An 18,793-nucleotide genomic window follows, 5' to 3' on the forward strand; every position below is an offset into this window, starting at 1 on the left:
CGGCGCATCATGACCGCACCCTTCCTCGCCGCCACCGTCGTTGAACCGCTGGAATCCGGGCACTACCGCTCGCGCTACGAGGCGGCCTGGTATCAGGGCCGGGGTGCCTACGGTGGCGTGGTGGCGGGACAGGTGCTGCGCGCGCTGGAGCACCACCTCAATGACGCCAGCAGGCCGGTGCGCTCGCTCACCGTGCACTTCTGCTCGCCCGCGGCGGAGGGCGTGGCGGACCTGCACACGCGCATCGAGCGCGCCGGCAAGTTCGTCACCCATGCCACCGCGCGGGTGGAGAGCGGCGGTGTGGTGGTGGCCGTGGCCACGGCGACCTTCGGCGCCGCTCGCGGCGGAGCGCCCGGGTACATGGACTTCGTCATGCCCAAGGTGCCCGCGCCTCAGACGCTCGCGCCCATCCCCGACGACATTCCCATGCCGGACTTCTGCCGCTTCTTCGAGTACCGCTACTGCGTGGGCTCGGCGCCGTACTCGGGCGGGCCCGAGGCGGAGGTGGGCGGCTGGCTGCGGCCTCGCGTCCCCACCGCGCTGGACGCGCCGCTGTGCGTGGGCTTGATGGACGCGTATCCGCCGTCCGTGCTGTCGCGGCTGGAGGGCTTCCGCGCGGCGGCGTCCGTGGACTTCAGCGTGCAGTTCTTCCAGACGTTCCCGGTGGCGGGCATCGCGCCGGACGCGCACTACCTGCGCACCGGCCGCTCACGTCAGGCCGCGGAGGGCTACACGGAGGAGACCCAGCTCCTCTGGGCGCAGGACGGCACGCTGCTCGCGCAGTGCCGGCAGCTCGTCGCCGTGCTCGGTTGAACAGTCATCGGCGGACACCCGCTCGGCCACCGCGGCGTGGGGGTCGGAGATGGCGTCGGGCACGAGCGCGTAGCGGGTGAAGCGCAGGGCGTGGGAGCTCAACACCTGATCCACCCGCTGGCGTGCGTGCGGAACGGGGTACGTGGGCTCGCCTTCCGCCGCGGAGGACGGATCCAGGTGCAGGGGCACCGCGAACCGCGCCCCATGGGCCACGTTCAGGGTGAGGACCTTGAGGCGCACGCGCCGCTCAGGCGGCGATCTGCTTGCGCAACAGCCGCGTCAGCTCGGACGGGTCCACCGGCTTGGGCAGCAGCTCCGCGCCGTAGCGGATGGCCACGGGCAGCAGGTCATCCAGCTCCGAGTGGCCGGTGAGGAAGATGAACGGCGCCCGGCACCCCTGCAACTCGCGCATGGCGGCGAGCACGTCGGAGCCGTTCATGTCCGGCATGTTGTAGTCGCACAGGATGGCGGCGACGTTCTTGAGGTCCAGGTGGAACGCCTCCGCCGGAGACTGCACCGTGAGCACCGTGTAGCCCGCGGCCCGCAGGGCGTCTCCCACGGTCGCGAGGACGAAGAGGTCATCGTCGATGACCAGCACGGTTGGCATGGGCAGGCCCTCCAGCAGCGCCTCTCCGGCGCGGCGATGCGCCCGAGTGTAGCCGAGCCCACGCCCCCACGCGCCACGTCCCTCCGTCCAGGTCGCCGGGGTCGGACCCACCCACGTCGTAGCGTGTGGGTGGGCTCCAGGCCGGAGGTTGTCAGTGTTTCGCGGGCGTGACGGGAGACGGGATGAGGATGAGCTGCTCCTGGGGTGGGTTGAGGTACTCGGCGCCGGTGTCGGTGACGACGGCCATCTCCTCCACGGAGAGGATGCGCAGCGCGTCCGGGCTGCTGCCGTCCTTCCACGCGAAGAAGCCGTCGAAGGCGAACACCTGACCGGGCTGGAGCTTGCGCAGCGCGGAGCCCGCGGGAGGCTTGCCGGACGCCGCGCCGGACAGGGCAGGGCCGGCGTCATGGGCCCAGTAGCCCACGGGATGGCCGGTGCCCCACATCACGGGCTCGGAGCCCGCTTCGCGCATCCAGTCGCGCTGGGCCTTGTCCACGTCGTAGCCGCGCACGCCGGGCTTCATCGCCGCGAGCGCGATGCGGCTGCCCTTCTTCGACTTCTCCCACTTCGCCAGCGCCTCCGCGGGAGGCTGCGTCTCGCCCGGCGCCAGCACGTAGGCGAAGCGCTGGATGTCCGTCACCCACGTGCCGCCCACGCGGATGCCGAAGTCCGTCTGGATGAAGTCCCCCGGCTGGATGACGCGGTCGGTGGCGTTCGAGTGCCCGCGCGTGGGCCCGCTGTTCACGTTGGGGTTCTGGTCCGGCTGCCACCCGTCACCCACGCCCAGCTCCGCGATGCGCTTCTTGAGGAAGCGCGCCACGTCCGAGTCCCGCGTCTTGCCGGGCACCACGGTGCGGTACGCCTCCTCCTCCAGCTTCGCGGTGAGGTCCGCGGCCTTGCGCATGATGTCCACCTCCTCCGGCGTCTTCACGGACAGCCACTCGGAGACGAGGTCCTCGGAGGACACCAGCTTCTTGCGCAGCGCGGGGGACAGCGCCGCCTCCAGCTTCGCGCGCTGCGTGGCGGACAGGCCATCCGCGATGGACATCCGCTCCGACGCGTTGATGGCCACCTTCGTGAGCTTCGCCTTGGCCAGGCGCGCGGCGATGAGCGCGTTCACGTCCGCGCCGCGCTCGAAGGCCACCACCTCGTCCACGACGCCCATGTCCCGGAGCGCGGTGGCCTCGCCCTCGGGGGAGAGGGCGGTGGAGCGCAGCGTGTCGCCGTCGCGCAGGAACAGGAACGCGGCGGTGCCGCCGGCGTTCTCACCGCCCACGTGGCTGGCGAGCGGGTCGTTGTCGTTCTCACGGCAGAGCACCACCCACGCGTCCACGCCCGCGCGCGCCATGGCCTGGGGCAGCAGCTTCTGGATGCGCTCCTTGCGCACGCGCGGCCACGCCCCTTCCGCGGTGGGCACGGCGGGCGCCGCATGGGCAAGGGAGGCAAGCAGCAGGGCGGAGAGGAGGACGGGCCGGACACGCGTCATGGATGCGCTCTTCCTGGTGGGGGGAGGGCGCGGATTGTTCCACGGCCGGACGCCGGGCCAAGCCGGATCCGCCCTCCCCACGCGCATTCCATGCAACGCATTTCGCGACCTGCTGGCTTCACGGGATTCAGCCGTGAAGCCTTCGTGGGGGATGGGGGCCTGTCCTCCAGCGCATGTCAGACCTCCCTCCGGAAGAGGCGTGGCGTTCGTGTCTGTCATTCGCCTGGGACCGGGGGACAGCGCCAGCGGTGCGAGGAATTGCGAGCGTGCGGGCCGCTTCATCCACGCCACCCCTGGGGGGGCCCCATGCGCGTCGAAGAAACCAATGCCGCCGCGGAGTACGTCCCGAGCAACGAGGACCGGGAGCTGCGACGGCTGATGCTCCAGGCCCAGGTGTACGCGCCGTTGACGGAAGGGGTGCTGCGCGGGGCCGGCCTCAAGGCCGGCATGCGCGTGCTGGACGTGGGCTGCGGCGTGGGTGCCGTGTCCTTCCTCGCCGCGCAGATGGTGGGCCCCACGGGCGAGGTGGTGGGCGTCGACCGCGAGGCCCGTGTCCTCGCCTGCGCGAAGCACCGCGCCGAAGCGCAGGGCCTGTCCCATGTGCGCTTCCAGCAGAGCAGCCTGGAGTCCCTGCCCGTGGGCGCCCCCTTCGATGCCATCGTCTGCCGGCTGGTGCTGATGTTCCAGCCGGACCCGGTGTCCTTCGTGCGCCGCATGGCGGAGCACCTGCGCCCCGGCGGCGTGATGGCGCTGCATGAGCTGGAGCTGGCGGCCATGGGCTTGATGCACCCGAAGCTCCCCCTGTTCACCCGCATCTGGAACTGGATGCTGCCCACCTGCGAACGCGTGGGCATCAAGGTCCACATGGGCCTGGAGCTCGTGTCCACGCTGCGCAGGGCCGGGCTGGTGGTGGATGACGGCGTGGTGGGCGGACGGCTGGGCGTGACGCCGGACGCGGAGCCCACGCACGCCCTGGTGGAGACCGTGCGCACGCTCCTGCCCCACATGGAGCGGCTGGGCGTGGCGCTGGCCATGGAGGTGGACATCGACACGCTGGTCGCCCGCCTCACCGCCGAGCTGCACTCCCACGGCGCCGTCCTGGTGCCCAGCCTCATGGTGGGCGTCTGGGGCCACCGTCCAGGCCCCACCTAGCGCGGCCGTCTCCGGACGACTTCGTCTACACGGCTGCGTCTCCGGACGACTTCGTCTACACGACTGCGTCTCCGGACGACTTCGTCTACACGACTGCGTCTTCGCACGACTTCACGAGCGGCGGGGGAGTGGGTCGCTTAGAGTGGCCCCATGGCAAAGACGGCACCCCGCAAGTCCCCCGCGAAGGCGAAGAAGAAGCAGCCCGCGCGCCCCGCCGCGCCCGCGAAGACACCGGCCCGGCCGGTGAAGGCGAAGGTGGAGATGGTGGAGCCCCGCCGCGCCTCCGCGTCGTCCCCGAAGCCCCCCGTGCTGGAGGCCGAGCCCGTCTTCGACGCCGGCCCCGCGGCCGACCCTCGCGCGGCCACGCCCAAGAGCCTGCCCGCCGGTGAAACGAAGGGCCGGGTGCTGCCCTTCGAAATCGATCCGGCCCAGCTGGAGGCCGGCTTCCAGAAGCTCCGCGGTGAGCTGGTCCACTGGACCAACAAGGGCCGCTACACCAAGGTCCGCTTCAAGTTCCGGGGCAAGCAGCTGCTGCCCGACCTGCCCCTGGCCGCCGTCGTCGCCGCGGAGGGGCTGTCGTTCTACTGGGGCGGCATCCTGCGCGTGCTCGTGGCCAACGTCGTGGGCAAGAGCGTGCTGGAGGTGGAGCTGGTCAACGACGCGGACAAGCGCGTCCAGGCGGGCCGCGAGGCGCTCCTGTCCGGTGACGTGGACCAGGCCCTCACGCTGTTCCGCGAAGCCCTGGCCATGGACCGCGACAACGCCTCCGCGCACCTCAACGTGGGCGTCGCGCTGAAGCTGCGCGGCGACCGCGAAGGCGCGCTCGCCGCGTTCGAAGCGGCCAGGGCCCGGGACCCCGAGGGCGGCGTGGGCGCGGAGGCCGAACGGCTGGCCGCGAACCTCCGCCCCAAGGCCTGAAAGCGGGCCCGGAATGGCCCGGGAGGTGCCCCGGAAACCGTCCGGAATCCGGCCCGGGAAACGGCCTGCGGTGGGGCTGAAAACGCACCGCCCGGATGTTCCATCCGGGCGCCCCGGAAAGGCCCTCCCAAACGCTTGAAACCGGGCGGGCGGGCAGCCGGGGCGAATCCCCCCTGTTTCCCTTATTGACTGAGGGAAATCCGGGGGTTACGAACACTCTCCCATCGGGCGGAGCCCCCCTCGCGCGGGGCCCGTCCGCACCTTCCAGAGCCCATGGCTGACGACACCACCGACACGCCGGCAACGCCCCCCGCGCCTCCTCCGTCGAGCGGCGCCGGAGAGCTCATCCCCATCAACATCGAAGACGAGATGCGCCGGTCGTATCTCGACTACTCGATGTCCGTCATCATCGGCCGCGCGCTGCCGGACGTGCGCGACGGCCTGAAGCCCGTCCACCGTCGCGTCCTCTTCGCGATGAACGACCTGGGCAACCTCCACAACCGCGCCTACAAGAAGAGCGCGCGCGTGGTGGGTGACGTCATCGGTAAGTACCACCCGCACGGCGACTCCTCCGTCTACGACGCCATGGTGCGCCTGGCCCAGGAGTGGAGCCTCCGCTACCTGCTGGTGGACGGCCAGGGCAACTTCGGCTCGGTGGACGGCGACTCGCCGGCGGCCATGCGTTACACGGAAGTGCGCATGGAGCGGCTGGCGGAGGACCTGCTCGCCGACATCGACAAGGAGACCGTCGACTTCGGTCCCAACTACGACGACTCGTTGGAAGAGCCGCTCGTCCTGCCGTCCAAGTTCCCCAACCTCCTCGTCAACGGCAGCAGCGGCATCGCGGTGGGCATGACCACCAACATCCCGCCGCACAACATGACGGAGGTCATCAACGGCACGCTGCACCTCATCGAGAACCCGGGCTGCACCGTCCTGGACCTGATGGAGTTCATCGTGGGGCCGGACTTCCCCACCTCCGCCATCATCACCGGCCGCGAGGGCATCCGCCGCGCCTACGAGACGGGCCGCGGGTCCATCACCATCCGCGCGCGCACGGAGATCGAGACGAGCAAGAAGGGGGACCGTGAGTCCATCATCGTCACGGAGATCCCCTACCAGGTGAACAAGGCCCGGCTGATTGAAAAGATCGCCGAGCTGGTGCGTGAGAAGAAGCTGGAGGGCATCAGCGACATCCGTGACGAGAGCGACCGGCAGGGCATGCGCATCGTCATCGAGCTCAAGCGCGATGCCATCTCCCAGGTGGTGCTCAACAACCTCTTCTCCATGACGCAGATGGAGACGACGTTCGGCGCGGTGATGCTGGCCATCGACGGCGGGCAGCCGCGCACGCTCAACCTGAAGGAGCTGCTGGACCGCTTCATCGCGCACCGCCGCGATGTGGTGACGCGCCGCTCGCGCTACGAGCTGCGCAAGGCGCTGGCGCGCATGCACATCGTGGAAGGCCTGCTCGTCGCGCAGGACCTCATCGACCTGGTGGTCAGCCTCATCCGCGCGTCCCGCGACCCGGATGAAGCGCGCTGGGGCCTGATGCACATCCTGTCGCCGGAGCTCTACACGCGCGAGCGCTTCCAGAACCTGGAGCGCATCGACTACGCGAAGGCCAAGGCGCAGATGGAGCTCTTGGTCAGCCGCGCGCGCAACGAGGAGCCGGCCTACGGCGGCCTGGAGCACAAGTACGAGGGCGCGGGCTTCAGCGAGGACCAGGCGCAGAACATCCTGGAGATGCGCCTGCAGCGCCTCACCGGCCTGCAGCGCGAGGAGCTCTTCAAGGAGCTGATTGGCCTGGTGCGCGACATCGCGCGCCTGCGCGACATCCTCGCCAACGAGAAGAGCCTGCTCTCCGTCATCAAGGCGGAGCTCATGGAGATCCGCGAGCGCTACGGCGACAAGCGCCGCACGGAGATCACCGGCGCGGTGGATGAAATCACCAGCGAGGACCTCATCGCCGAAGAGACGATGGTGGTCACGCTGTCGCACACGGGCTACGTGAAGCGCTCGCCCCTGTCGGAGTACCGGGCGCAGAAGCGCGGCGGGCGCGGCAAGACGGGCGCGGGGACGAAGGAGGACGATTTCGTCACCAAGGTGTTCGTGGCCAGCACGCACGCGTACCTCATGCCCATCACCACCAAGGGCAAGCTGTACTCGCTGAAGGTGCACCAGATTCCGCAGGGCAGCCGCACCTCGCGCGGCAAGGCCATCGTGAACCTGGTGCAGTTCGGGGAGGGGGAGCGGCTGGCGCAGGTGCTGGTGACGCGCGACTTCCCGGAGAACCGCTACGTCTTCTTCGTCACGAAGAAGGGCGTGGTGAAGCGCACGGACCTGAGCGCGTTCGAGAGCGTCCGCGCCAGCGGCATCATCGCGCTGGGCATCGACGAGGGCGACGAGCTGGTGGGCGTGATGATCACCGACGGCACCAAGGACATCCTCCTGTCCACGGCCACGGGCATGAGCATCCGCTTCAAGGAAGAGGACGTGCGCTCCATGGGCCGTCAGGCCTACGGCGTGAAGGGCATCACGCTGGAGGACGGCGACGAGGTAGTGGGCGCGGACCTCCTGGACAAGGAGCCCGAGGCGGGCCAGACGCCGGCCGAGCAGAGCAGCGCCATCCTCACGGTCACGGAGAACGGCTACGGCAAGCGCACGGAGGGCAGCGAGTACCGGCAGCAGGGCCGTGGCGGCAAGGGCATCATCGACATCAAGACCACCGAGCGGAACGGCCGCGTGGTGGGCGTGGTGCAGGTGAAGGACAGCGACGAGGTGATGCTCGTCACCAACGGCGGCATGCTCATCCGCATGAAGGTGAAGGAGATCTCCGTCATCGGCCGCAACACGCAGGGCGTGCGCCTCATCGCGCTGGAGAACGGCGAGGAGAAGGTGATGGCCATCTCCAAGCTGCCGGAGGGCGAGGAGTCCGAGGAGGAGACGGAGACCACCTCGCCGGTGGATGCGTCCGGCGCCGAGGCGTCCCCGGAGGCCGCGCTGGCGGATGCTTCGGAGGCTCCGGCGGGCTCGGCCGGCTCCGAAGGTGAGCCCGGCTCGGAAGGCTGAGGCTTGAGGCGGTAGCGGTACGGGAGGGCCGGGCACGGGACGCGCTTCGATGCGCGCTCCGGGACCCGGCCCTCTTCGTGGGAACAGGTGCCGGGGCTACTTCGAGGTGAGGTCCTGGGGCACCTTGAGGCCGGCGGTGGCCTCGTCGAGCCAGAAGATGTTCATCACCCACCAGCGCTGGCCGTCGTTGAAGAGCTGGATGCTGTTGACGCCCTTGGCGATGAGCGGCCCGTCCTGCGTGCCGCGCGCCTCGTAGGTGCTCATGACCTGCATCAGGCCGCCGAAGGCGTGCGTCTGGCGGGCAATCTCCTTCTCGAAGAAGCCGTGCGTGGCGGTGGCCTCCTGGCCCCACGCCACGTAGTCGTCCGGGGTGATGGCTTGGGCCGCCAGCGTGGTCGCGCCCGGCGGCTTCCCCAGCGGGATGAGCTGGGCACCCGGATAGAACAGCGAGCGGAAGCGCTGCCAGTCGCGGGGCGCGCCAGCCGGTCCGCTGATGACGTCATAGAGGGCCTTGAGGATGGCGTCCTGGGACTTCACGTCCTCCGGCTTCGCCTTGGGCAGTTGGGCGAGCGCGGCCTGCGCGCGCATCGCGGCGGTCTTCGCCGGGTTTTGCTTCTCCGGAGCGGCGGGGGCGGCCGTGGCCTTGGGCTGCGGCGGAGGCGTGGCGGGGGCTTGAGCGAAGGACGTGGCTCCCAACAGGACGGCACAGGCGATGAGCAGGCGCGACATGGGGACTCCCGGAAGAGGGAAGGGCGGGACGGGAGCCTAGCCTCGCGGTGGGAAGCGCCGCAGCCGGTTCGGGGAGCCATGCGTCCGGCAGTCCCCGGAGACGGGACCCGGTGCTTGGCCCGGCCGGTGCCGCACCGTAGTGTGCCCGCCGTCATGGCCTTCCTCTCGCTCGATGCCCTCACCCTGAAGTTCCCTGGCGCCACTGCCCCGGCGGTGCGGGACGTGTCGCTGGCGCTGGAGCCGGGGGACGTGGTGGCGCTGATGGGCACCTCCGGCTCCGGGAAGACAGCGCTGCTGCGGCTGGTGGCGGGCCTGGAAGAACCGAGCTCCGGCACCCTCTCGCTCGCGGGCCGCGTGGTCGCCGGTCCGGACGTGTTCGTGCCCCCGGAGCAGCGCCCGCTGCGCCGCGTCCTCCATGACGGCGAGCTCGAGTCCGGCCTCACCGTGCGCGACGTGGTGATGGGCGTGCAGCCCAAGGGGGAGGGCCTGGCGCACGCGCGCGGCATGCTGGCGATGTTCCAAGTCGAGGACCTGGAGTCGCGCACCTGCGGCACGCTCTCCCGGGGACAGCGGCAGCGGGTGCTGCTGGCGCGCGCGCTGGCCTCCGGCACGAAGCTGCTGGTGCTGGACGAGCCCTTCGCTGGCATGGACGCTGGCCTGCGCGGCCCGCTGCTCGGGGAGCTGCGCCGCGTGCTCAAGGCGCGAGGCACCGCCGTGCTCTTCGCGACACACGACGTGGCCGACGCGCTCGCCTTCGCGGACCGGCTGGTGCTGCTGCGCGCGGGCACGGTGGAGCAGCAGGGCACGCCCGAGTCCGTCTACGAAGCGCCGCGCACCGCCTTCGCTGCGTACTTCCTGGGGGGCACCAACCTGCTGCCCGGCTCCGCCTTCGGCCGCGTCGCGCGCACGGCCCTGGGCAACGTGCCGCTGACCACCGACGCCCGCGGCGAGGTGATGCTCTCCCTGCGCCCGGAAGCGCTGCGGCTGGTCCCGGACACGGACGGCGTCGCGGTGGGCGGCGCGCTGCGCGCGGAGGTGCTGGAGCGCGCCTTCCGGGGCGCGCACGTGGACTTCACCGTGTCCTGCGCGGGCATGGCGCTGGTGGTGCGCGCCCCGGCCTCGGCCCCGTTTCGCGAGGGCGGCCGCGCCCGCCTGGAGGTCGCGGGCCGCGCGGATGTGCTGGAGGAGACAGCTGGGCCGGCCCGCTAGCACACCGGGCGTGCGAGCCCCGGGCACGAATGGTGCAATCACCCGCGTCCCCCATGCGTAGGGAGGGGTATGAACATCGCAGGCCTTCGAGGAATGGGGACCCGCTTCTTCCACTACCTGCGCGACCCGCAGGTGGCGACGTGGCGCAAGCTGGCCGGGCTGCTGGCCATCCTGTACTTCGTGTCGCCCGTGGACGCGATTCCGGACTTCATCCCCGTGTTCGGCTGGCTGGACGACCTGGGCGTGCTGTCCGCCGCCGCCTTCTTCGTGGTGCGCGAGGTCCAGCGCTGGCGTCCCAGCACGCCGTCCGGCGAACCGGCGTTCGACGGGCTCCCGCGTGACGAGGAGGGCCGGACGCGCGAGCCGACGCTGCGCCGCCACTCCTAGCCGGCGGTCTAGAACTGCCCGAGCACCGCGAGCCCCATCCCCCCATGACGTCCCATGGCCGCCGGGACGACGGAGACGGCCGGCGTGGCGTCTGGCGCATCGAAGTCACGCGTGAGGAACGTCGCGGTCCCCAGGCCGGCCACCACGCCCACGGAGGTGCCCACCAGCAGGGCATCTCTGTTGTCGGTGTTGAGCGCCAGGTACAGCGCGCTCAACCCCACCAGGCCGCCGAGGATGCCGCCCGCGTCGATGAGCAGCACCCGGCCCCGGGAGATGTCCAGGTTGCGCGACACGAGCGCGAAGGTGAGCAGGCCCGCGCCCACCACGCCCTGCTCGATGCCGATGAAGTCGCGCGTCTCGCCTTCCTGCGTGGCCATCAGCAGCCCCACCACCACGCCCGCCCACAGGCCGCCCGAGTTCGTCAGCGACACCTGCCCGGCGGTGGGCCGCGCGAACTCCGCCACCAGGATGCCCAGGCCCGTGAAGCCCAGCGCCCCCGCCATCACCATCCCCGTGGCCTGGTCCCCTTCCAGGTCGAACGAGCTCATGGACGCAAGGCCATAGCCAAAGCCCCACACCGTTCCGGAGTTGATGGCCGCCGCCTGGCCCTGCGTCAGCCCGCCCCGGGTCGTGAGCAGCGAAATCGCCGCGCCCGCGCCGCCGCCCAAGAGCGACAGCGCCACGTAAGCCCGAGTGTCCTGACAGTGGGAGATGGCGCACAGCAGGATGCCCTGGGTGACCCCGTGCATCGTCTGCACGACGGTCAACGATGCCCGGGCCCCCTGCGACGGCGCTTCCCTGGGGACCGCCTCCGGCGGCAGCGCCCCCGGCCGCGCCAGCGTGTCCTGCGCCAGCCGCGCGCCCGGCTCCAGCCGCGTCCGCGCCAGCCGCGCCAGCTCCGGTGCGTAAGGATGGTGGGGGCACACCAGCATCACGCGCTCCAGCAGCTCCAGCGCCTGTGCATCCTGTCCGTACACCAGCGCATCGAAGCCCGCCGCGTAGTCGGACTCGGCGGCGCAGGCCTCGTCGCTCGCCAGGAGCGGCGGCGCGGACACGGCGCCCGCGGACGGTTGGGGGAGGGGACCGGGCTGCGCGGCGACGAGGAGGGCCAGGACGAAGGGCGCGAGGAGCATGCGGGCGGCCACCCTAGTCGACCCCCGGGACGGAGCGGGAGACCCGGGACCCCGCTCCTCCTGGAGGAGGCATGGGGCCCGGGTGCCACCACGCGGGGGCCTACCGCGCCACCAGCGTCTCCAGGTGCTGGCGGAGCGCGGCCGTGTCCCCCAGCCGTCCGCCCAGGCCCGGAAGAGGCTTCGCGGCCTGCTCGATGCGGCCCCTCGTGCGAGGCCCCGCCGCCACCAGCCACGCCACGCCCAGCGCCAGCTCCGCCACGTCCGGTGCCTGTCCCAGCTGCGCGGCCAGCGCGAGCAGCGCGTCCACGGCCTTCTTCACCTGCGCGCCGTGCAGCGGGTGGCTGCTGGTGATGCCCTCGCGCAGGAGCACCAGCAGCACCCGGGCGGTGGCGCGAGCCTGGCGCACCGGCTCCGGCCCCTCACCCGTGCCGGCCCACAGCCCGTTCGCCAGCTGCCGGCCCAACAGGTCGCCCACGTCCTCGGTGAAGCTGGGGGCCTCCGCCACGGACAGCGACAGGGACTCCTCCTCCACGGACAGCGTCCGGGACGCTGCCTGCTCGTAGAGCACCTCCGCCTTCTGGGCGCGCGGAGCCGCCTGCGCAGGAGTCGGCGCCCCTGGAGCGGCGGCCTTGTGAGGCTTCGCGGCGGCCATCAGCCGGTCGAAGATGCCGCCCTTCTCCTTCTTCCGCTTCGTGGACTCCTGCTCCCTGCGCTCCATGGGCGCGGCGGCTCCCGTGGCCCCGGCGCCATCCGCGAACTCCTCCTGGATGGAGGCGCCGGTGGTGGGCTCAGGCCCCAGCGCGGGCGCGGAGGCGGGGGCGGCGACGCTCGGAGGCGGCGCAGGCACCGCGCCGCCCCGGGAGCGGCTGACCCCTCCAGGCATCGCTCCGGGCGCGGGCATCGGCCTCTGCGAGGAAGTGGCCCGCCTCACCTGGATGAGCGGCCTCGGAGCCGCGCCTCCGAACACGGGCGCCGGCGCCGGCATGTCGTCGTCCACGTCGTGCGGGGCCGCGTTGAACATGTTCCAGCCCGCGGGCGCGCTCACCGGCACCACGCGTGTCTCCGGCGTGCCGGATGCGCGACGGTCGCCCTGGCGCTCCTCCACCACCACGAAGGACGTGTACTTCGTGGCCAGCTGGTGCTCGATGGCGAGCCGCACGATGCGCTCCTTCATCGCGTCCGCGCGCCGGCCCACCAGCCCCGCGTCCATCCATCCCCGGATGCGCTCGGCGGCCCACAACTTCTCCACCACCGGCCGGTCCGACTGCGCGGGCAGCGCCAGCCGCACCGTGAGGGAGAAGGGCTCCCGGCCCGACCTCCCCTTCAGCGTCACGCTGCCCGTGCCCGCCTGCGCATAGCGCCCGAAGAGCGTCCACGGAGTGCCGTCCACCAGCGGCGGCAGCGTGGACGGAGCCAGCTCGCTGGCCTCCACGCCGTCGAAGGCCACCTCCAGGTCGGTGACGCGCGGCGCGAGCGCCCGCGAGAACTGCGCCACCACCTTCTCGTCGATGCGCTCCCCCGGGTGGATGAACTCCACCGCGCCGTCCGTGCGCCGCGCCAGTTCGCGCAAGAGCACGTCGCTCACGTTGGTGCCGATGCCGAACGAAAACACCCGCCCCGTCCCGCGCGCCGCGAGCACCGCGTCGAGGATCTCGCTCTCGTTGCCCACCTGGCCGTCCGTCAGCAGCACCACCACGCCGTCCGGCGCGGCCTTCATCGCGGTGACCATCGGCTCCAGGAGCTCCGTGCCGCCATGGGCCCGCAGCGCCGCGACCCACGCGTCCGCCTGCTCCAGCGTGCGCTGGGTGAACGGCACCGTCTGCGCGGAGAAGGAGCGGAACGCGTTCTCGAACGCGATGACGTTGAAGCGGTCGCCCTCGCGCAGGTGGCGCAGGCACAGCCGGAGCGCGGCCTGGGCCTGCGGCAGGCTGTCCCCGTCCATGGAGCCGGACGTGTCCACCACGAACACCACCTCCTGCCGGGGCGGCGTCGTCGCCAGGTTCAGCAGGTCCGGCACCACCGTGAGCGCGAACGTGCCCGGGCCCTCCGCCTTCCGGTGGGTCACGACGGGCGTGAGCATCACGTCCGGGTGGGCGTTGCGCATCGTGAGCACCACGTCCCGGTTCAGCGCCACCTCGTCGCCCGCGAGGTTCTTCAGGAACGCGTCGCGCTGCAGGTTCACCCGCGTGCGCGTGCCGTCCTTCGTGACGGTGAGCCGGTGGGATGGGCTCTCCACCACCACGTCACGGCCCACGTCGATGAGCAGGTCCATCCGCATCCCGTAGTCCACCGGGCCCTGCGGCGGGGTGATGCGGTCCGCGTCCGGCACCCGCGTCGTCGGGGCCGCTTCGCCGTGGCCGGTGCGGTCGCCGTGCACCGCGCCGGGGATGTAGCGGGGCGCCACCAGCGTGGGCAGCATCCAGCGCACGCTGCCCTCCTCCGCGGTGAGCGTCTGGAGGAACTCCACCTCCACCCGCGTCTCCTCGCCCGGCAGCAGGTTGCCCACCTGCGCGGTGAAGACGTTGGCGCGCTCCTGGTCCAACAGCGCCGCGCCGTGCCCTTCCGTGATGGCGTCGTCGTAGGCGCGGAAGGCCTCCTCGCGCTCCTTCACCACGCCGGCCACGCGGCGGCCCGCGCACGTCATGGAGAAGGCACTGAGCGTCGCGTCGGAGGGCAGGGGGAAGGTGTAGATGGCCTCCACCGGCTTCTTCTCGTCGTTGCGGTAGCGCTGCGTCACGCGTACCCGCGCGTGCCCCCCGAGCAGCTCTCCGGTGACCTCCACTCCCTGCAGGGGCACCCGGGCCCCCTCACGCGTGAACAGCCCACACTTCGCCTGCTCGTTCATGACGGCGTTCCTTCCTCGGACTCCTCGATGAGGGCGCGCACCCGCTCCGCCAGCGCCCGGACCTTCGCTTCCGCCTGCTCCGACACGTGCAATTCCAACCCCGGCGCCAGGAGCCAGCGCTGGTAACGCGCCACCTCCACCGTCGGGTCTCTCCCCGGCCGCTTCGGGGGCACCCGGGCCACGTCCTCCGGGACCGGAGGCGTCCCCGGGCCCACCGGCGACTCCGCCAGCCGGCGCAGCTCCTCCGGCGACAGCCGCAGCAGCTCCGCCTGGATGGCGTCCAGGGGCAGGAACCGCGCCTGGAGCACCCGGATGGCCTTGAGCCGCACCCGGTGCTCCTCTCCGTAGACCGTGTCCGGCCCCTTGAAGGGAGGCGCGGGCAGCAGGCCTCGCTGGACGTAATAGCGGACCGTGCGAGGCGAGACGCCCACCTCCTCCGCCAGCGCGGCCAGCTTCCACTCCGTCTGTGTCTTGGGCGTGCTCACGAACCTGACAGTAGGTTGTGACAGTTTAAGTGTCAAGATGTCGGTGGCGATTCGTCAGCGATGGTGTCTGGATGCGGGGAGGTGGCGGCCAGGCGGGCGGTGGGACAGAAGGGGGCATGAACGTCGGCGTGGACGGCCTGGACCCCTCCTCCATCCAGCTCATCGGCACGGCGGTGACGCCCGCGGTGATGGTGTCCGGGTGCGGCATCCTGGCCACGGGCCTGGACAATCAAATCTCGCGCATCACCGCGCGCATGCGGGACATGGTCCGGGAATGGCGCACGCTGCCGGAGGGCCACGCGCGCCGCCTCCTCCTTCGCGAGGAGGTGGCCATCATGGACCGCCGCCACGCCATCCTCGCGAGGGCCATCGGCTTCACCTACGCGGCGCTGCTGTCCTTCGTGGTGACGTCGCTGCTCTACCTGCTTCGCCGCAGCGTCGCGGTGCTGGAGGGGCTGCCGGTGATGTCCTTCTCCCTGGGCGTGGGACTGTTGGGCTCCACGGCGGTGCTGGCCCTGGCGTCGCTGCGGTTGAGTCGCCGCGCCATCACGCTGGAGGGCGCGGAGCTCTTCCGCGATGAGCGGGCGGGCGGCCCTCCTTCGCCCTGAATTTGTTCCGCAACGCACGCGAAGGTGCTAGCGGGGGCCTCCGAGGCGCGCGGGTCTGGTACGTCCCGGCCCGCGCGCCGGGTATCGCGCAGGATTCCGCAGCCTCTGTGGCTCAACCCTCACCGTGGAGCACGTGAACATGGCAAACGCCAAGGTCTTCTTCGACATGTCGATTGGTGGCCAGCCCGCCGGCCGCATCGTGATGGAGCTGTTCTCCGACGACGTTCCCAAGACCGCCGAGAACTTCCGCGCCCTGTGCACGGGTGAGAAGGGCACCGGCAAGAGCGGCAAGGCGCTGCACTTCAAGGGGACGCCCTTCCACCGCGTCATCCCGAGCTTCATGTGCCAGGGCGGCGACATCACGCTCGGCAATGGCTACGGCGGCGAGTCCATCTACGGCGAGAAGTTCGCGGACGAGAACTTCAAGCACAAGCACACGGGCCCGGGCATCCTCTCCATGGCCAACGCGGGCCCCAACAGCAATGGCTCGCAGTTCTTCCTCACCACCGTCGCCACCCCGTGGCTCGACGGCAAGCACGTCGTCTTCGGCAAGGTCGTCGAGGGCATGGACGTGGTGAAGAAGATTGAAGCCGTGGGCAGCCAGTCCGGCGCGACGCGCCAGCCCGTGAAGATCGAGGACAGCGGCCAGCTGTAATCCCGCCGCTGCTTCGCCTCACCCAGAAGGCCCATCCGTGCGACGCGCGGGTGGGCCTTCTTCGTTTCAGGACAGCCCGTGGGACGCGCCCTCGTCCTCCTCCTCTTCATGCACCTCCTCCGGCCGGAAGGGCCGCGCGGGCACGGCGCCGAACGCGCGCAAGAGCTCCAGGGGGATGGGCAGGATGGTGTGGTTGCCGCCGCTGGTGATCTCCACCAGCGTTTGCAGGTAGCGCAGCTGGAGCGTGGCGGGGTTGCGGCTGAGCACGTCCGCGGCCTGGGCGAGCTTCTCCGCGGCCTGGTGTTCGCCCTCCGCGGCGATGATCTTCGCGCGGCGCTCGCGTTCCGCCTCGGCCTGACGGGCGATGGCCCGCTGCATCTCGATGGGCAGGTCGATGTGCTTCACCTCCACGTTGGACACCTTCACGCCCCACGGGTCGGTGCGAGCATCCAGCACCTGCTGCAATTCGTGGTTGATGCGCTCGCGCTGGGACAACAGGCCGTCCAGCTCCACCTGGCCCAGGATGGCGCGCAGGGTCGTCTGCGCGATCTGGCTGGTGGCGTAGAGGTAGTCCTCCACCTGGAGCACCGCCTTGTCCGCCTGGATGACGCGGAAGTAGACGACGGCGCTGACCTTCACGCTGACGTTGTCCCTGGTGATGACGTCCTGCGGGGGCACGTCGCGCGCCACGGTGCGCAGGTCGATGATGACCATCCGTTCGATGAACGGGATGAGCCAGCGGAAGCCCGCGCGCTTGAGGCCCACGTAGCGGCCCAGCCGGAACACGACGCCGTTCTGGTACTCGGCGACGATGCGCACACCGGAGAGGAAGAGGAGGAACAGCACGGCCAAAGGGATGATCCATCCCAGCGCACCGACCAGTTCATTCATGGCATGGACTCCGCGACGGTGAGGGTGAGTCCCTCCACGGCGCGCACCACGACCCGGGCGCCCTCGCGGATGGGAGTGAAGGAGACAGCGCGCCAGCGCTCGCCATGGACGAACACCTCGCCGCCCGAAGGCGTGACGGGGGCCAGCGCCGTGCCCGACTCGCCGACGAGCCCCGCGTCACCGCCCCGCTGCGGCAGCCTGCGCGTCTGGGCGCTGCGGTACGCGATGAAGGCCGCGCTCCCCGCGAGCACGAGCGCCGTGGGCAGCATCACGCCCCACGACAGGCGGAAGGACGGCTCCACGAACCAGTCCGGTTCGAAGCGGTCCATCAGGAACACGCCCCCCAATATCAACAGCCCCACGCCCGCCACGCCCAGCAGGCCGCTGGTGACGAACAGCTCCGCGACGATGAGCCCCACGCCCGCGAGCATCAACACCAGCGCGCCCGAGCGCACCGGCAGCGTCGCGGAGGCCATCAACGCCAGCACCAGCGCCACGCCGCCAATGAGGCCCGGCGCCACCGCGCCCGGATGGGACAGCTCCGCCACCAGGCCCAGCGCCGCGACGAGGAACAGCAGGTAGACGAGCGAAGGCTGCGCGAGCGCATGCACCACCCGCTGTGACAGCCCCGGCTCCAGCGACACCACGCGGGCCTCGCGGGTGGCGAGCGTCACGTTGTCGCCGCCCGCCACCTGCACACGGCGGCCATCGACGGCGGTGAGGAACGCGGCCTCGGTGGGCGCGATGAGCTCCACCACGTGAAGCTGCACGGCACGGTCCGCGGGAACGCTGGCGCTGTCGCGCACGGCGGCCGCGGCCCACTCCGGATTGCGGCCCCGCTGCTGGGCGATGCCCTCCGCGAAGGCGACCGTGTCGTTCTCCAGCTTCCGGGCAAGCTCTTCACCGCCCACCTGCTCCACATCCTCGCCCTTCATGCCCACGGGGTGCGCCGCGCCGATGTTCGTCCCCGGGGCCATGGCGCTCACGTTCGACGCGAGCGCGATGAACACCCCCGCGCTGCCCGCCCGGGCGCCGGAAGGCCCCACCCACACGAGCACGGGAACGCGCGAGCCCAGGAACGCGCGCACCACGGCGCGGGTGGCCTCCAGGGAGCCCCCCGGTGTGTCCAGCCGCACGAGCAGCGCCGAGGCCCCGCCGTCCTCCGCGCGCTTCACGCAGTCCGTGAGGTACGCGCCGGATCCGGTATCCACCACGCCCTCCAGCTCGCACCGCGCGACGAAGGACGGTGAAGCGGGCGCCGCCGGAGCGGCAAGGCCCATGAAGAGAAGCGCCACGAGCCAGCCCCAGAGGGCGTGATGGCGCCAGCTCCTCCTGTCGACGTGCTCCCGCATGGCCGCCCCCGGTGCGCGCTCCCCACGCACACGCACTCGGTGAACGATGTGCATCGGACGTTCGGATGACCGGGATGAGAAGCCGGGGGCCCGGAGGGCATGCGGGCAGGAGGGGACCGCTACCCCGCTTGTGCATCCAATCCTGGACGTTGGAGGGGATGCGCGTTGCTGGAGGAGGACGCACCTCCTTAGCTTCAACATCGCGATTTTCTTCCAGGAGGTTTCATGCGCCGTGCCGTGCTCTTCATCGCTGCTCTGGGGCTGACCGCTGCAGCGGTGGCCTGCAAGACCACCCAGCCCCCAGGGACGGAGGACCAGCTGCCCATCCAGGGCCCGGACACGAACCGCGAAGTCATCCAGAACGTGCCCAATGAACCGGCGGGTCCCGCGGGTCCCATCAATGCGCCGGACGTGGATGGTGGCATCCCCGAGGGTGGCGGGTAGTCTTCCG

At 71.2% G+C, this 18,793-nt stretch carries 17 protein-coding genes; 9 read left to right on the forward strand and 8 right to left on the reverse strand.

From position 1 onward, the window contains the following. Positions 1–9: 9 nt before the first annotated feature. A complete protein-coding gene (locus KYK13_RS03195; protein ID WP_223641852.1) occupies positions 10–813 on the forward strand; it encodes an acyl-CoA thioesterase II in 804 nt (267 codons plus the stop codon). 247 nt (positions 814–1,060) lie between these two features. Here KYK13_RS03195 and KYK13_RS03200 read toward each other — a convergent pair whose 3' ends face one another. Both KYK13_RS03200 and KYK13_RS03205 read right to left on the reverse strand, forming a co-directional pair. Then, positions 1,061–1,420, reverse strand: a complete 360-nt coding sequence (locus KYK13_RS03200) for a response regulator (protein ID WP_223641854.1) — start codon at positions 1,418–1,420, stop codon at positions 1,061–1,063. 151 nt (positions 1,421–1,571) lie between these two features. Then, positions 1,572–2,906, reverse strand: a complete 1,335-nt coding sequence (locus KYK13_RS03205; RefSeq protein ID WP_223641856.1) for a Xaa-Pro peptidase family protein — start codon at positions 2,904–2,906, stop codon at positions 1,572–1,574. 306 nt (positions 2,907–3,212) lie between these two features. Between KYK13_RS03205 and KYK13_RS03210 the strand changes: the two genes are divergently transcribed. The 3 genes from KYK13_RS03210 to gyrA all read left to right on the forward strand — a co-directional run bounded on the left by KYK13_RS03210 (position 3,213) and on the right by gyrA (position 8,048). Beyond that, positions 3,213–4,058 carry a class I SAM-dependent methyltransferase gene (locus KYK13_RS03210; RefSeq protein ID WP_223641858.1) on the forward strand — a complete coding sequence of 282 codons (846 nt, stop codon included), beginning with the start codon at positions 3,213–3,215 and terminating at the stop codon, positions 4,056–4,058. Between the two features lie 150 nt (positions 4,059–4,208). After that, positions 4,209–4,976 carry a tetratricopeptide repeat protein gene (locus KYK13_RS03215; RefSeq protein WP_223641860.1) on the forward strand — a complete coding sequence of 256 codons (768 nt, stop codon included), beginning with the start codon at positions 4,209–4,211 and terminating at the stop codon, positions 4,974–4,976. A gap of 273 nt (positions 4,977–5,249) precedes the next feature. Next, on the forward strand, positions 5,250–8,048 hold the full coding sequence (gene gyrA / locus KYK13_RS03220) for a DNA gyrase subunit A (protein ID WP_223641862.1): 2,799 nt from the start codon (positions 5,250–5,252) through the stop codon (positions 8,046–8,048). A 96-nt stretch (positions 8,049–8,144) separates the two neighbouring features. Here gyrA and KYK13_RS03225 read toward each other — a convergent pair whose 3' ends face one another. Next, a complete protein-coding gene (locus tag KYK13_RS03225; RefSeq protein ID WP_223641865.1) occupies positions 8,145–8,777 on the reverse strand; it encodes a nuclear transport factor 2 family protein in 633 nt (210 codons plus the stop codon). Positions 8,778–8,930: 153 nt separating this feature from the next. Here KYK13_RS03225 and KYK13_RS03230 point away from each other — a divergent pair, with 153 nt between their 5' ends. Then, positions 8,931–9,986: an ABC transporter ATP-binding protein gene (locus KYK13_RS03230; protein ID WP_223641867.1), complete on the forward strand. Its 1,056-nt coding sequence runs from the start codon at positions 8,931–8,933 to the stop codon at positions 9,984–9,986. A 93-nt stretch (positions 9,987–10,079) separates the two neighbouring features. Continuing rightward, entirely contained in the window at positions 10,080–10,373 is a 294-nt protein-coding gene (locus tag KYK13_RS03235; protein ID WP_223641869.1) for a YkvA family protein, read from the forward strand. Between the two features lie 8 nt (positions 10,374–10,381). On the opposite strand, the gene KYK13_RS03240 is transcribed toward KYK13_RS03235, so the two are convergent. The 3 genes from KYK13_RS03240 to KYK13_RS03250 form a co-directional block, all read right to left on the reverse strand. Continuing rightward, positions 10,382–11,506 carry a hypothetical protein gene (locus KYK13_RS03240; RefSeq protein WP_223641871.1) on the reverse strand — a complete coding sequence of 375 codons (1,125 nt, stop codon included), beginning with the start codon at positions 11,504–11,506 and terminating at the stop codon, positions 10,382–10,384. A gap of 100 nt (positions 11,507–11,606) precedes the next feature. Beyond that, positions 11,607–14,351: a VIT domain-containing protein gene (locus KYK13_RS03245; RefSeq protein ID WP_223641873.1), complete on the reverse strand. Its 2,745-nt coding sequence runs from the start codon at positions 14,349–14,351 to the stop codon at positions 11,607–11,609. Then, a complete protein-coding gene (locus KYK13_RS03250) occupies positions 14,348–14,836 on the reverse strand; it encodes a MerR family transcriptional regulator (RefSeq protein WP_223641875.1) in 489 nt (162 codons plus the stop codon). Before KYK13_RS03250 ends, KYK13_RS03245 begins: the two co-directional genes overlap by 4 nt. 116 nt (positions 14,837–14,952) lie before the next feature. On the opposite strand from KYK13_RS03250, the gene KYK13_RS03255 reads away from it, so the two are divergent. Further along, positions 14,953–15,444, forward strand: a complete 492-nt coding sequence (locus tag KYK13_RS03255) for a DUF2721 domain-containing protein (protein ID WP_223641877.1) — start codon at positions 14,953–14,955, stop codon at positions 15,442–15,444. A gap of 139 nt (positions 15,445–15,583) precedes the next feature. After that, entirely contained in the window at positions 15,584–16,099 is a 516-nt protein-coding gene (locus KYK13_RS03260; protein ID WP_223641878.1) for a peptidylprolyl isomerase, read from the forward strand. Positions 16,100–16,165: 66 nt separating this feature from the next. On the opposite strand, the gene KYK13_RS03265 is transcribed toward KYK13_RS03260, so the two are convergent. Together KYK13_RS03265 and KYK13_RS03270 are read right to left on the reverse strand one after the other, a co-directional pair. Further along, on the reverse strand, positions 16,166–16,990 hold the full coding sequence (locus KYK13_RS03265) for a slipin family protein (RefSeq protein ID WP_223641879.1): 825 nt from the start codon (positions 16,988–16,990) through the stop codon (positions 16,166–16,168). After that, entirely contained in the window at positions 16,987–18,342 is a 1,356-nt protein-coding gene (locus KYK13_RS03270) for a nodulation protein NfeD (protein WP_223641880.1), read from the reverse strand. The genes KYK13_RS03265 and KYK13_RS03270 overlap by 4 nt, the downstream gene beginning before the upstream one ends. 225 nt (positions 18,343–18,567) lie before the next feature. Between KYK13_RS03270 and KYK13_RS03275 the strand changes: the two genes are divergently transcribed. Continuing rightward, on the forward strand, positions 18,568–18,786 hold the full coding sequence (locus KYK13_RS03275) for a hypothetical protein (RefSeq protein WP_223641881.1): 219 nt from the start codon (positions 18,568–18,570) through the stop codon (positions 18,784–18,786). Positions 18,787–18,793 lie beyond the last annotated feature (7 nt).

Source organism: Corallococcus sp. EGB (assembly GCF_019968905.1).
In the GTDB taxonomy this organism is placed as follows: domain Bacteria; phylum Myxococcota; class Myxococcia; order Myxococcales; family Myxococcaceae; genus Corallococcus.